The sequence below is a fragment of the Paenibacillus sp. PL91 genome (assembly GCF_012935325.2).
Lineage (GTDB): Bacteria > Bacillota > Bacilli > Paenibacillales > Paenibacillaceae > Pristimantibacillus.
This window is the reverse complement of the sequence record NZ_JABBYG020000023.1, coordinates 1-14167: the sequence shown is the minus strand read 5'-3', so window position 1 is coordinate 14167 and position 14167 is coordinate 1. Positions and strand designations below refer to the sequence as shown.

The 14167-nt window shown below is 48.2% G+C and carries 14 protein-coding genes and 1 tRNA gene; 4 read left to right on the top strand and 11 right to left on the bottom strand.

Features of this window, described 5'->3' with window-relative positions; genetic code table 11:
* Positions 1–123: 123 nt before the first annotated feature.
* The 4 genes from HI950_RS30750 (at position 124) to HI950_RS30735 (ending at position 4439) form a co-directional block, all read left to right on the top strand.
* Positions 124–1005, top strand: a complete 882-nt coding sequence (locus HI950_RS30750) for a DUF8171 family membrane protein (protein ID WP_169090246.1) — start codon at positions 124–126, stop codon at positions 1003–1005.
* 98 nt (positions 1006–1103) lie between these two features.
* Positions 1104–2837, top strand: a complete 1734-nt coding sequence (locus HI950_RS30745; RefSeq protein WP_169090278.1) for an ATP-binding cassette domain-containing protein — start codon at positions 1104–1106, stop codon at positions 2835–2837.
* Entirely contained in the window at positions 2824–3651 is an 828-nt protein-coding gene (locus HI950_RS30740) for an energy-coupling factor transporter transmembrane component T family protein (RefSeq protein WP_223285620.1), read from the top strand. The genes HI950_RS30745 and HI950_RS30740 overlap by 14 nt, the downstream gene beginning before the upstream one ends.
* A 29-nt stretch (positions 3652–3680) precedes the next feature.
* On the top strand, positions 3681–4439 hold the full coding sequence (locus HI950_RS30735) for a PHP domain-containing protein (protein WP_317618481.1): 759 nt from the start codon (positions 3681–3683) through the stop codon (positions 4437–4439).
* Between the two features lie 107 nt (positions 4440–4546).
* Here HI950_RS30735 and HI950_RS30730 read toward each other — a convergent pair whose 3' ends face one another.
* The 11 genes from HI950_RS30730 to HI950_RS30680 all read right to left on the bottom strand — a co-directional run bounded on the left by HI950_RS30730 (position 4547) and on the right by HI950_RS30680 (position 14041).
* The gene (locus HI950_RS30730; protein ID WP_169090248.1) at positions 4547–5608 is read right to left on the bottom strand and encodes a hypothetical protein; all 1062 of its coding nucleotides are present in this window, start codon (positions 5606–5608) and stop codon (positions 4547–4549) included.
* Positions 5609–5750: 142 nt separating this feature from the next.
* Positions 5751–5900, bottom strand: a complete 150-nt coding sequence (locus HI950_RS30725) for a small acid-soluble spore protein P (protein ID WP_169090250.1) — start codon at positions 5898–5900, stop codon at positions 5751–5753.
* A gap of 19 nt (positions 5901–5919) precedes the next feature.
* Positions 5920–6096, bottom strand: a complete 177-nt coding sequence (locus HI950_RS30720) for a hypothetical protein (RefSeq protein ID WP_169090252.1) — start codon at positions 6094–6096, stop codon at positions 5920–5922.
* A gap of 15 nt (positions 6097–6111) precedes the next feature.
* On the bottom strand, positions 6112–6459 hold the full coding sequence (locus HI950_RS30715; RefSeq protein ID WP_169090254.1) for a hypothetical protein: 348 nt from the start codon (positions 6457–6459) through the stop codon (positions 6112–6114).
* A gap of 125 nt (positions 6460–6584) precedes the next feature.
* Positions 6585–6673: transfer RNA gene (locus HI950_RS30710), tRNA-Ser, on the bottom strand.
* A gap of 82 nt (positions 6674–6755) precedes the next feature.
* Complete coding sequence (serS, locus tag HI950_RS30705; RefSeq protein WP_169090255.1) at positions 6756–8042, bottom strand: serine--tRNA ligase; 1287 nt, start codon at positions 8040–8042, stop codon at positions 6756–6758.
* Positions 8043–8091: 49 nt separating this feature from the next.
* A complete protein-coding gene (gene pdxT, locus HI950_RS30700; protein WP_169090257.1) occupies positions 8092–8676 on the bottom strand; it encodes a pyridoxal 5'-phosphate synthase glutaminase subunit PdxT in 585 nt (194 codons plus the stop codon).
* A gap of 78 nt (positions 8677–8754) precedes the next feature.
* Positions 8755–9636: a pyridoxal 5'-phosphate synthase lyase subunit PdxS gene (gene pdxS / locus HI950_RS30695; protein ID WP_110774076.1), complete on the bottom strand. Its 882-nt coding sequence runs from the start codon at positions 9634–9636 to the stop codon at positions 8755–8757.
* Between the two features lie 129 nt (positions 9637–9765).
* A complete protein-coding gene (locus HI950_RS30690) occupies positions 9766–11055 on the bottom strand; it encodes a D-alanyl-D-alanine carboxypeptidase family protein (protein ID WP_169090284.1) in 1290 nt (429 codons plus the stop codon).
* A 189-nt stretch (positions 11056–11244) separates the two neighbouring features.
* Positions 11245–12702: an IMP dehydrogenase gene (gene guaB / locus HI950_RS30685; RefSeq protein ID WP_169090260.1), complete on the bottom strand. Its 1458-nt coding sequence runs from the start codon at positions 12700–12702 to the stop codon at positions 11245–11247.
* Positions 12703–12847: 145 nt separating this feature from the next.
* On the bottom strand, positions 12848–14041 hold the full coding sequence (locus HI950_RS30680) for a GNAT family N-acetyltransferase (RefSeq protein ID WP_169090262.1): 1194 nt from the start codon (positions 14039–14041) through the stop codon (positions 12848–12850).
* Positions 14042–14167: the final 126 nt, after the last annotated feature.

Below are 14167 nucleotides of genomic sequence, written 5' to 3'. Positions count from 1 at the left end.
ACATAATCCATATAATTCGTTGATCGCACGATAACAATTGTCCCCTATATTTTAGGAGAATTCGCTTTGAATCGAGGCTTCAGAACGGATTCCGCCTCACAACACATTTTAGGAGGAATCACAATGGTAGCAGCGCCTAAGCGCCGTTATGAGTTAACGCAATCTCAGAAGCTGATGGTATTTATACTATCCATGTCCCTGTACGGCATTTCCAACATGTTCTCCGAGCTTATACCCGAGCTCAAGCTCGGCCCGATAGAGCTGAAAGTCGAGTACTTCGCCTTTATACCGTTAACCTTATGTATTTTGTTTAATCCGTTGTATGCTGCCCTTGGCGCTTCGTTCGGAGAGGTGATCTTTGGCGAGCTGCTGCTGGGACAATTCGGCGGGCTCGGCGAGCTGGAGAAGTTTATTGAGTTTACCCTCGCCATGTACATAGCAGGCCTGCTCGTAAGCGACCCTCGCAATCGAAAGCAGCTTGCGCTTGCCTCCTTCGTTGCCGTTGGCATTGATCAAATGCTCGGCGCTATCGTCGACATCGGTAAAGTTTGGTTCGGTATCGAAGAGCTTGAGGCCGTTCCCGGCATTCCCGAGAGCATTCTGCTCATTGAGGGCTTAGGCTTCCTGAACGCGATGCTCATTACCGGCATCTTCTTCTCTTTGCTGCCCACCTTATTCCTCGTACCGCGCCTATACGGCAAAATTGAGCCCCTTCTCGGCCTAAAGCCGCGCGACAGCCGCGTTTCAGTCTCATTCGGCCAGCTCATGACGCCTCGCCTGCTTATTGCCGCTATCCTATTTGTCTTTATCGGCGTAATTGCTGAATTTCTTGCGGAATCCGACATTAACATTGCCGTTTGGGAGCCTGAATTTATCGAGCAATACGGCAGCGGCTTCATGTGGGTTAGCATTTCAGCAGCGTTTCTTGTCCTTATCGTCACGTTATTCGCCGCATTCCGCGCGAAATCCAAATCAGCATCTGCGTCGGGGGATATCAAGCTTTGAGACCATTCATTGATCCATCGATTCAAGAGGAGCCGCGGGAAGCGGCTCCAATTATCACGCTGCAGGACGTTGAATTCCAATATCCAGGCGCGGAAGGCATGGCCCTTCACAACGTTCGCCTGTCGATTCAGCCCGGAGCGTTTATCGCCATTGCCGGTACGAACGGCAGTGGCAAGTCGACACTTTGCAAATGCTTAAATGGCCTCATTCCTAACTATTACGTAGGCGATTTGAGCGGCAATATCGAGGTGGCTGGCCTTCATGCAGCTAATGAATCGGTATCCTCTTTATCACGCAAGGTCGCCTATGTGTTCCAAGATTTCGAGAATCAGCTCGTGCGGCCAACCGTCTACGACGAGGCCTCTTTTGCCCCTCTTAATTACGGGTTTGCCGATTATCGTGAGCGCGGACTCCGTGCTCTTGCCATGCTTGGCATCGAGCATCTGAGGGAACAATGGATCTGGCAGCTAAGCGGCGGACAAAAGCATCTTACCGCGCTGGCAGGCGCGCTTTCCCTCGATCCTGACATTATTATTGTCGATGAGCCGGTGGCGCAGCTCGATCCCTTCCATGCCAGACTCATCTATGACAAGCTCAAAATGTTAAATGAGCAATATGGCAAGACGATTATCGTCATCGAGCATCATACCGAATTTATTGCAGACTACTGCCATAAGGTCGTCCTTATGGATAGCGGAACGATACGCTGGATGAAGCCTGTCCATGAAGCGTTATCCGCCGTTGAAGAGCTCGCAGCACGAAATATTTTGCCGCCGCAGGTTACGCTCGCGGTGCGCGATACGGAAGCTGCTTTGATGCTTGAACGATCTGATAACCAGCTATACCCGATTACGATCGACGAGGCTGCAGAATATTTTAAGAACAGCTTCGCACAGCCCTTAACCCTTACAGACTGCACAATCGATAAAAGGGAAGCGATTGCGGATTCATGGCAAGCTAAAGAACCGCTCGTCACGTTTACGAACGTGTCTTATGGCTACAAAACCATTACCAGAGAGATGCACCCGGTCATCCGGAACATGACCATCCGCTTCCGTGAAGGCGACCGCATCGCTCTTGTCGGCAACAATGGCGCAGGCAAATCAACGCTGCTTAAGCTTATCTCCGGCATTCGGCGCCCGAATACTGGGCTTCTGGAAGTCTGCGGGCATATCACCAAACAGTCATCGCCGGAGCTGCTCTCCGATTTTGTCTCCTATATTTATCAGAACCCAGAGGAGATGTTTATTGAAGACTCCATTCGCAAGGATGTGGAATATTTTTTAAAAGCGCGCGGCAGTGCGGATTATCGCCCTTTTGTCGATGAAATTTTGGAGCGGCTGCGGCTGACCGGCCTACAGGAGCGTGACGGCAGGCTGCTAAGCGGCGGTCAGCAGCGTAGAGCCACACTTGCTATCGGACTTGCGATGCGTCCAACTGTCATGCTGCTCGATGAGCCAACGGCCAGCCTGGATGCAGCAAGCCGCCACGAAATGACCGATATGCTCGCCCAGCTGCATGATCATGTGAAAACGACAATTATTGCGACGCATGATATGCAGCTGGTTGCCGAATGGGCGAATCGGGTCATCGTCATGCATAATGGCCAAGTGGCGCTGGATACCGACCAGCGCTCGTTATTCAGCCACGTTGCAATTCTCGAGCAAGCAGGACTCCTTGCTCCGCAAATTACGCAGCTTAGCCAAAGGCTCGGCCTGGAGCCGCCGTGCCTTTCCGTTGCCGAGTTCACTGCGCGCCTCGCCGGCGGTCTGAAGCAATCGCCGCAAAAACTCCAATTAAGCAAGGAGGGCTTTACTGTTGGACGCACTTAAGCAAAGCGTGCTCGATAAACTGAGCGTAGAACAAATAAAGATTGAGCTGATGCGTACTGCATTTGGCAGACAGTCGACCTTGCTGTCTCGCTTTGATCCGCGCGTCCTGATCGTCTGGTATTCCTTTTTCGCCATAGCTCCGTGGTTTATCCATAATAAAGCGGTATTGCTAGGCATGCTCATCCCGATGATCGCCCTTACGATATCCTCGAAGGTGAGCCCGCTCGTCCTAATCATCATGGGCATCGGACTTGTCAGTGAAATCAGCTATATTTTATTCGGGTCGCTCTTCTTCGGCGGAAGCCTTGCAGGTGTTTGGCCTCTCTTGACGCTAACGTTGAAAATATTGATCATCTCACTGGCCAGCATTGCTGTCTTCTCCAGCATGGACCCCGAGAAGCTAAGCGATGCACTGCTCAGCATGGGCATGCCGGGGCAATTCAGCTTCGGCGTCTCCTACGGCTACCGGATGCTTCCGATCTTAATCGAGGAATACCATAATCTGATTCACTCGTTCCGACTGCGCGGCCGCGCGCCACGCAATAAAGGTTTCCTGCGCATTCGCTCACTCATCTATATGGCTAAGATCGGCGTACGCGCTTTCTATCCGCTTATCTTGAACACGGCAAAGCGAACACGAACGACGGTCGAAGCGTTAGAGGTGCGAGGCTTTACGTATGCGTTAGTCAGCCCCGAAGCGAAGAAGCTGAAGCTTTCGCATATGCGGGTTCGCCCGCTTGATTTTGTCTTTCTAGGCTGCTCCCTGCTGTATATGGCCGCTTTGGGCAGTCTTGGACGATTCATTTCTTTCTAATAAAATGACTGAATGGAGATTACACGCTGATGATGAACATCGATTTGCATACGCATGGCAAGCTGTCAAAGAAAACACAATTTTCAATGGATTATTTCCTGTCCATGGCTCATGAAGCGAAGGAGAATGGCCTGCAAGCCGTGGCGCTGACCGAGCATTTCAACACGTTGAATTTTACCGATATGATGGATCAGCTGGATCAGCATTTTGACTATAGAAATGATTACTATATCGTGGAAGGGCTAAAGGTTTTTTCCGGTATGGAGGTGGATGTCGCGAATAAAGGACATATTTTGGTCATCGGAAATCGATCTATTATTCGGGATTTGCGTCAGCAGCTTGAGCCGCATACGGCGAAGGACAGCTTCATGCCGCTTGAGGAGCTGCTTGATCGAACGGATGGCTATCCTTTGCTTCGCATAGGCGCGCATCCGATGAGGGAAAGTACGCCGCTCACTCATCACGCCGCCGAGACGCTTCAGCGCCTCGATGCACTGGATGTGAACGCGAAGGATTTGTTCCAATACGGCTTTGGCATGGCGGATAAAGTTCGGCAGTTTGCAGACGAGTTAGGATTGCCTGCCATTGCGGGAAGCGACTCCCATCAGCCTCTGCAATTCGGCAGCGTCATTAACCGATTAGACAATGATTGCGATACGGCGGAACAGCTGCGCGGCGAGCTTATAAACGGAAATTATCAGCTTGAAATATCAACGTGCCTGAACGTTAAAGTGAAAGCGGCCCAAATGATGAAGGAGCTTTTGAAAAAATCGATGGTGGTCGCTTAGCATTAATAAAAAAACAAAAACGAGCCCTTAAAAGCGATAGCGCTTAAGGACTCGTTTTCTTATATTCTGTACCCTCCTGCGTGGTGCAGGAGCAGCTTTAGACTCGTTTACAGTCCAGTTGGCGCTTGGAACATCTGAGTCAGCTCATCAAGCGTAATGGCGTCTGTCGGAATTTCATTTTTGAAGCTCGGTGCCTTGTTGATATCGGAATAAGTAACGTCATAATGAAGGCCAAGCTTCATATTCTGCCCGCTCTCTTTATCGGATGCTTCAACATTGAATTTGCCCGATTGGTAAGAAAGATACCCATCCGAAATAGCGGCTGTTACATTAAGCGTCTTCGCTTTGACATCGTTTTTGAGCGTGTCAAGGATATCCGCTTTGTTTGTCTCCAGATCCGCCTTCATCTTCTCAACGCTAGCTTTCTCCAAGTTCAGCGATTTTAAAGATGCTTCGTTTTTAAGCAGCACGTCAAGCACTTCAGGCAAAACCTGGTTCACAACGGTATCCACCGTTTTCGGGTAATTGCCCTCATTGATTTCAAAAGAAATGATTTGATCCGCTTTTAGTCCCTCTGGCAGGCCAGCTTCCTCTGCTTTAGGCTCACTAAAATACGTTTTCTCGTCAAAATGCTTAAGCAGCACTTCACTGATTTCCTTGCCAAGCTTCTGCTGGGTTGCAAGATCAAGCGCGCCAGCGGCGCCCTGCTGCTCTGCAAGCTCCTTGAGATCAATTTTAATGAACTTGCCTGTAATCGTCTCAGGCAACGGCAGCATCGGAATTTGCGGTATTTTTACATACAGCGTTTCTTCTGTCAGAATCATCGGAACCGTCAGCTTCATTTCCATGTCGCCAGGCAGCACGATCTCCATATTCAAATCCGTACGCAGCGGCTTCTTCTGATAAACGGAATCAACAGTAATCGTCGCATCTTTAATCATCCCGACGACCGCAGCTGTGGCTGCCGCGTCGCCTTGCATCGCTGCATCCTGCGGAATTTCGAGTTCATCTAAACCAAATGACATTTTAACTGCATATGAGTCCGCCTCTGTGATTTTCATCATAGCCGTTTGCAAAGCTTCCTTCGGCGGCTTACCCGAGCTGCAGCCAGCGATCACAACCAAAATAACGGCTAACAAGAGTACCGCTATTTTCTGTACCTTTTTCATGTAAAAAGTTCCTCCCCTATCTTTTTATAAGCACCTCCATTCTATACTATAAAAGCCCCTTTTAGAAGTTATCTCCAAAAAATCCCGTTTCAGCATGCTGAAACGGGACGTTTGATCTATTCATTAATGACTATTGCGTGATTTACCCCTGCGGGTTATTATGGCTCACATGATTATGCTGCTTCGTTTTCTTAGATCCGGATAACGGCTCCTGTTGCCCGCCGTTATCGCGGTTTGCTTTATTTTGCTGCGGATTGCTATCCGGCACAGGTATGCTTTCTGGCTTCGACATTCAGAATCACTCCTTCAAGTTAACTCTTTTGATGCTCCATATTCGCAGGCTGATCATGATTCAACGCATCCTGATGACGCCTGTCGTTCTTATCCTGCTGCAGCTGCTGTGCCTGATGGCTGTTGACCGGCTCTATTTCTAGAGCATCCACGACATTCGATAAGTTTTTATCGGCGGTTCCTTTGGCTTTCGTCATAATTGATGGTCTCCTCTATGCGTGCGTCAAGCGTTGCAGCGCTTGTGCACATTCATGCAAATGTCTGGTGTAATCCTGTATAAGCTCTTGAATGACGTCTCCACGTTCATCGACATTGATCTTATCCTTCTCCACGTCAATAAACTCGACCTTCACTTCGCGGCTGTCTACATAAGTAACTTTAAAATCAAACGAATACATTTGATGGCCAGCCGTATCGATCGTTACGCGCAGCGACTTCGAATCGGCTTCATCCGGCAGCACCTTGCAGCGATCAGCACTATTTAGCGTCTCCGGCAAGGTTTGTCGCCAAGCATCTGCTAAGTTTTCCTGATTCATTTGCAGCTCATCTGATTTGCCCATTAATTAAAGCACCTCCACACCGTATAACATGCGAAGCGCGACTTCATTTTATACGGGGAGCTAAGTAACAAAAAAAGCCCAAACGCAAAGCGTCCGGGCTTGTTCATATGTAGCTGATAAAAATATGGAGGAGAGAGTGGGACTCGAACCCACGTGAGCTTGCGCTCTAACAGTTTTCAAGACTGCCCCGTTATGACCGCTTCGGTATCTCTCCATCATTTAATTGTCACAAGAAAGATTATACCACAGGCCAAAACAAAGATGCAACTATATTTTGGCCATATGGCAAAAAAATTTTAAAGCTTAGCAGCCTCGATCGAGCTGATACCACCCATATACGGACGCAGTACTTCTGGAATCGTTACCGAACCGTCTGCTTGCTGGAAATTTTCGATGATCGCTGCAAAAGTACGACCGATGGCTAAGCCCGATCCGTTTAGCGTGTGCACGAATTCCGGCTTGCTCTTCAAGTCTCTCCGGAAACGGATGCCCGCACGACGTGCTTGAAAATCCTCTACGTTCGAGCATGATGATATTTCACGGTACGTGCCCGCGCTTGGCAGCCACACCTCAAGGTCATACGTTTTGGCCGCTGTGAAGCCCATATCGCCCGTACAAAGCGTCAGAACACGATACGGTAATCCTAACAGCTGCAGCACCTTCTCGGCATTAGCGGTCATTTTCTCAAGCTCATCGTAGGAATCCTCTGGCTTCGTCAATTTGATCAGCTCAACCTTATTGAACTGATGCTGACGAATCAAGCCGCGTGTATCGCGCCCAGCCGAGCCCGCCTCCGAACGGAAGCATGAGCTGTATGCCACAAAGTACTTAGGAAGCTCTTCAGCCGGCAAAATCTCCTCGCGATGCAGGTTCGTAACCGGAACCTCAGCCGTCGGAATTAGGAAATAATCCGAATCCGCGATTTTGAACAAATCCTCTTCGAACTTCGGAAGCTGACCCGTACCAATCAAGCTATCGCGATTAACAATATAAGGCGGCAGAATCTCTTCATAACCGTGCTTGTCGCTATGCAAGTCCATCATAAAGCTAATAAGCGCACGCTCGAGACGCGCACCCAAGCCGCGATAGAAGGTAAAGCGCGAGCCTGTTACCTTAGCGGCGCGTTCGAAGTCTAGAATACCAAGCGACTGCGCAAGCTCCCAATGCGGCTTAGGCTCGAATTCAAAGCTTGGCACTTCGCCATGTTTGCGAAGCTCTACATTATCTTCCTCCGACTTGCCGATCGGCACGCTGTCGCTAGGAATGTTCGGAATCGCTTGCGTTAGCTCTATCACTTGAACATCCAGCTCGCGTAGCTCATCGTCAAGCTCTTTAATGCGATCGCCAACCTCTCTCATCTCAATGATGAGCGATTCTGCGTCCTCGCCTGTTCTTTTGAGCTTAGCGACTTCCTGCGAAACTGTATTCCGGCGGCTCTTCAGGTTCTCCGTCTCTTGGATAAGATCACGGCGCCGTGTATCGAGCGCAGGAAATTTTGCAATGAGGTCAAGCGAAGCTCCGCGATTTTGCAGCGCGGTCTCGACCTTCTCAAATTCGTTTCTTAACAACTTCACATCCAGCACGTCTCAAAAGCCCCTCTCTGAAGGGAGTAATTTTATTATTGTAAAAGCTCTATTCGTTGCCTGCAGCTGCTTCCTTCACCATATCGACGAAGTAAGCATGCAGTCTATAGTCATCCGTAAGCTCTGGATGATAGGAAACCGCAAGAAGATGTCCCTGCCTTGCCGTTACGATCTCATCTCTGTACGTTGACAGCACCTCTACGCCAGATCCGACCTTTTTGATCAGCGGTGCACGGATAAAGACTGCCCGAACGGGCTCATCGATACCTTTAACGGATAAATCCGTCTCGAAGCTTTCCTGCTGGCGTCCGAATGCATTACGCGCAACCGTCATGTCCATGAGGCGCAAATGCGCATCCTCTTGGCCTTCGATCTCGTCGGCCAATACGATAAGACCCGCACAAGTACCAAACAAAGGCTTGCCCTGTGCAGAGAAATCTGCAATTGCTTCCATAAAACCGTATTTCCGCATCAGCTTGCCGATTGTCGTGCTCTCGCCGCCAGGGATTACAAGCCCTTGCAGCTCATCAAGCTGCTCAACCCGCTTAACGGCGACCGCCTCCGCGCCCGCCGCTTCTAAGCTTCGTATATGCTCTGCCACTGCGCCTTGAAGCGCAAGAACACCTATCTTCATCTGCTCTACTCGCCTTCCTTTACGGGCAAGGGCCGGCAGCGCTATACGCGCTAAGCCGGCACCTGCATATTACATCTATTAGATACCGCGGTCTTGCATACGCTCAGCAGCGTTAAGCTTGGAAATTTCGATACCCTTCATCGGTGCTCCCAAGTTTTTCGACACTTCTGCAATAAGCTTGTAATCCTGGTAGTGTGTAGTCGCTTCAACGATTGCACGAGCGAACTTCTCAGGGTTTTCCGATGTGAAAATACCTGAACCAACGAATACGCCGTCTGCGCCAAGATGCATCATCAAAGCTGCATCGGATGGTGTTGCTACTCCGCCTGCTGCGAAGTTAACGACTGGAAGCTTGCCCGTCTCATGAACACCAAGCAGCAAATCATAAGCTACGCCAAGGATTTTAGCTTCGTGGTAAAGCTCGTCCTTCGACAAGCCTTGGATTTTGCGAATTTGTCCGTTGATCAAGCGAAGGTGACGAACCGCTTCAACGATGTTGCCTGTTCCTGGCTCACCCTTCGTGCGAAGCATTGCTGCTCCTTCTTGAATACGGCGCAATGCTTCGCCAAGATCTTTGGCTCCGCATACGAACGGAATTGTAAATTCTTGCTTGCTAATATGGAACACTTCATCAGCTGGCGTAAGTACTTCGCTCTCGTCGATATAATCAACGCCCAATGATTCAAGTACTTTCGCTTCTACATAATGGCCGATACGAGCCTTTGCCATTACTGGAATCGAAACAACCTTCATTACTTCTTCTACAATTGTCGGATCAGCCATACGAGCTACTCCGCCTGCAGCACGAATTTCAGAAGGGACGCGCTCAAGCGCCATTACCGCTGTTGCTCCTGCTGCTTCTGCTACCTTCGCTTGCTCGGCGCTCATAACGTCCATAATGACGCCGCCTTTTTGCATTTCTGCCATGCCGCGTTTTACGCGCGATGTACCTGTTTCCATGTTACAAATCCTCCTATTGTCATCCATTATAAATGTATATTACCGAAGTTGTTCTAACCATTGATTTTACAGGAACCAAGATTAATCGACAAGCCTTGATTTACTTTATTTCCTTGTTTTCTGCTTGGATTAGAACAGATTGACGATTCCGTTAAACAAGCCAGCGAAAAAATCTCCAATTGCACGGAACATCAAGCGGAACCAGCCAGCCTTTTGTCCGTCTTCAGTCGTAATCAGATTCACGGTTTTTTTCAGCTCTTGCTTCGTTTCCGCATCGGTGTACTTGTACGTTACTGTTCCGACAACAGTACCCACCGGAATCGGTGCGACAAGCTCAGCTTCTGTTTTCACTTTGCTGTCAACAACCTCAATCTTAGGCTCAGCGCCCTTCTTAACCATGAACGTGATATCCTTCTCCGTTACAACAGGCAGGGTTTTCTTTTTACCCTTCTTAATCTTAACTGTTTTCACCGTTTCTACCACGGATTTTGGCGGAAGCACCGTCTTTTTCTCAAACGTGCTGAAGCCATAGTTGTACATCTTCGCCGTTTCGTTAAAACGAGCCGATTTGGTCGCAGTATCCATAACGACGCTAATAAAACGCTGCTCGCCTTGCTTTACGGTACCCGTAAAGTTGTAGCCGGCTGAATTGATAAAGCCTGTTTTCATCCCGTCAACGCCTTGATACGCTAAATGCTTAAGGCCAGTTTGGTTCGTGTTCGTGCCGAGCATCCAGTTGATGTTGACGATCGGATCCTTGTCACGCTCACGGAACTTGTACTCCTGGATCTTCGAGTATTCCAAAAACTCGGGATGAGTGCTCAAAATAATTTGTGCAAGCTTGGCCATATCGGACGCAGAAATGACCGTCGTATCCGAAAGACCCGTTGCACTTGTAAAAATAGCTGTTTTAAGGCCGAGCTTATCGGCTACTTCATTCATTTTAGTAACAAAGCCCTGCTCACTTCCAGCAATTTGCGAAGCAAGTGCAATCGTTGCATCGTTGGCTGAGCCTACTGCCATAGCTTTATATAAATCTCTAACCGTATGTTGATCGCCTTGTGCTAGAAATACAGATGATCCATCCGGAGGGGTAGAGGCTGCTTCCGCACTAGTCGTCACGACATCCTCCCATGATAGGCGCTCATTCGATATTTCTTCAAGAACGATATATTCCGTCATTAGCTTGGTCATACTTGCCGCAGGAAGCGGTTCCTCTGCATTAACCTCATACAATACTTGACCGGAATCCGCATCAATTAATATTGCAGCTTTGACCTGTAAGCCTAAAGAGTTTTCCGTACTGGGTCTTCCTTGATATCCACTTGCCAGCGCCACCGCAGAACCAAGCGACAGCATTACCATCCAAACCGCCAAACTTGCAGCGATGACCGACTTTAACCGAACCGGTCTTACCATTTCCTTCAACGTCGTCTCCCCTTTTCCCACTTGGTTTGTCCGTTGTTAATTGTAACATATCAAAGCCTAACAATTAAACCTCTAGCAGGCCTTGAAAGAATGAGTAATCCTTCATAAAAAAACCAGACAAGAAAAGCGATTGAATCGCCGTTCCCTGCCTGGTTTATGATGAAGCTTATGCTTCTAATCTTATAGAGAGTAGTTAGGAGCTTCCTTCGTAATTTGCACATCATGCGGATGGCTTTCACGAAGACCTGATCCCGTAATACGAACGAACTGCGTATCGTTCTTAAGCTCGTCCAGAGACGCTGTTCCGCAATAGCCCATACCTGAACGCAAGCCGCCTAGCAATTGATGAACGGTGTCAGCAAGCGGTCCTTTGTAAGGAACGCGACCTTCAATACCTTCCGGAACAAGCTTATTCTCGTTCTCTTGGAAGTAACGGTCTTTGCTTCCTTCCTTCATTGCGCCAAGTGAGCCCATACCACGGTATACTTTAAAGCTGCGTCCTTGGAAAATTTCAGTTTCGCCTGGGCTCTCAGCCGTTCCTGCGAACAAGCTTCCGATCATAATCGCGCTTGCTCCAGATGCGATTGCTTTCGTAATGTCTCCTGAATACTTAATACCGCCGTCTGCAATAACCGGAATATTGTATTCACGAGCAACCGTTGCACAGTCATAGATCGCTGTAATTTGCGGAACGCCGATACCTGCAATAACACGAGTCGTACAGATCGAACCAGGTCCGATACCTACTTTAACAACAGATGCTCCTGCCTCGATTAGATCGCGTGTAGCATCGCCTGTAGCAACGTTTCCTGCAATTATCGTAAGATCTGGGTAAGTAGCACGAAGCTTACGAACCGCTTCTAAAATGTTGATGTGGTGTCCGTGTGCCGAATCGACGACAAGAACATCAATACCCGATTGTACCAATGCTTCTGCCCGGTCCATCGTGTCCTTCGAAATACCGACTGCCGCTCCGCAAAGCAACCGTCCGTGCTTATCCTTCGCCGCATTCGGGAACTGGATCGCTTTCTCGATGTCTTTAATCGTAATAAGTCCTTTAAGCGTGTTTGACTCATCGATAAGCGGCAGCTTCTCGATCTTATGCTTCTGTAGAAGCACTTCCGCTTCCTGCAGCGTCGTGCCGACAGGTGCCGTAACGAGATCTTTGCGAGTCATTACTTCATTTATTTTAATGGAATAATCATGTACGAAACGCAAATCACGGTTTGTCAAAATACCGACAAGCTTCTTGTCTTGATCAACAATCGGCACACCCGAGATGCGGTATTTCCCCATCAGCTCTTCTGCGTCATAAACATGGTGTTCAGGGGTAAGCGAAAACGGATTCGTGATTACACCGCTCTCCGAACGTTTAACACGGTCTACTTCCTCCGCTTGCTGTGCAATCGACATGTTCTTATGGATAATGCCAATGCCACCCTCACGCGCTATTGCAATCGCCAATGCGGCTTCTGTAACGGTGTCCATACCTGCGCTTATGAGCGGAATGTTTAGCTTAATGTTCTCGCTTAATCGAATCGAGATGTCAACTTCTCTAGGCAGCACTTCTGATTTGCGCGGAATAAGCAGGACGTCGTCAAACGTTAGCCCTTCTTTGGCGAATTTCGTTTCCCACACGAGTATGTTCCTCCCTTAATTTTAAGTACGTCTCACATATATTATTGCAATATTAGCAGAGGGGGTATAGGCTGTCAAGGCTGATAAACGGCTTTGTTATAACCACTTAATACTGTATTTGGGACAAGCCAAGCATGCTATTTCTTTAGAAAAAATCAGGTAAATACGTTATTCGTTCGGGAATACGATCGTGTAAGCGTTTAATCGAAGCGATATCTCCCTCAATACGGCCCAATTGGGATAATTGCATCGGTCTGAGGTACCCTAGCAGCAAGGAAGTAAAAGTACCAATATCCACTTTTATTGCTCCATCTATTCTTTGTTTTTCATCCAATCGACGTAGTGCAGCCATGCCAGTTTGAGCTATTTCAAGCAAATAGTACCCATTATTCCAAGGCGCATGCTCGTCGGTGATCTCGATCGGGATATCATCGTTACTCGCAGCGATTTCAAAATCATATCGCCCAATGAACGCTTCAGCATCTACTATTCGAGCCATAAAATAAGGGATAACTTCCTGCTGAATTCTTGGATTGCTCAGTAGATACGGAAGCTTGTCATCTGAAGGCACCGTTATAGTCACTTCATTAATCATCGAGTCATGCTGGGCAATAAATGACCACAAGGCTGCTCTTGTCTCTTCATTTAAATAAATAAACTCGTGGACGGTTAGCCGCTTATTTTTCACTTCATAGATCACATAGCCCATCGGCTCTCCGCTCTTATCGTGATAAAGAGCAATTTGACCAGGCTTTTTCCTGCTAATGCGATTGTTCCACCACAACTCGGTACGCTTGAGCGATCCGTTATATTTTGATGCATAGGCTTCATAAATATCGCTGAGCAAGCTGTAATTTCCGCTAAACCGCTCCATATGCCCTTCATACGCAATTCTGGCCGGCAGCAGCTCGGTCTTTATGGTATAGGCTTTATGTTCGGTATAAATCTCCCATCCAAATTTACGATAAAAGCCAAACGCGAAGGGGCTGAGCATGGAAATAAGCTGGCCTTTTTCCTTCATTTCCTTTAACGCCAGCACAAGCATCTTAGAGACCAAGCCCTGCCTTCTATACTCTGGCCAAGTTGCTACACCTGCAACACCGCCCATGGGAAATGCTTTTCCTCCAATATACGTTTGCAGATCAAGGACTATAGCTTGTGCAGCGAATTTCTGATCTACGAAAGAGGCATAATATACTGCAGGCTCACTCATAAAATGTTCTCTTAATTTCTCAAGCGTATCAGCCGAATACTCATACTGGAAAGCAAATTGCATTAATGCCATGCTGTCGCTAAACTGTTCTGCACCCATATACTTAATTTCAATTGCGTTGGCCATTTTCATACCCTCCTTTTCCCTATCTCCTTATCATACCGTAAAAACAACAAAAAAACCTATCGCATCACATGCGATAGGTCTCTCGTGCTTGGCGACGTCCTACTCTCCCAAGACCCTGCGGTCTAA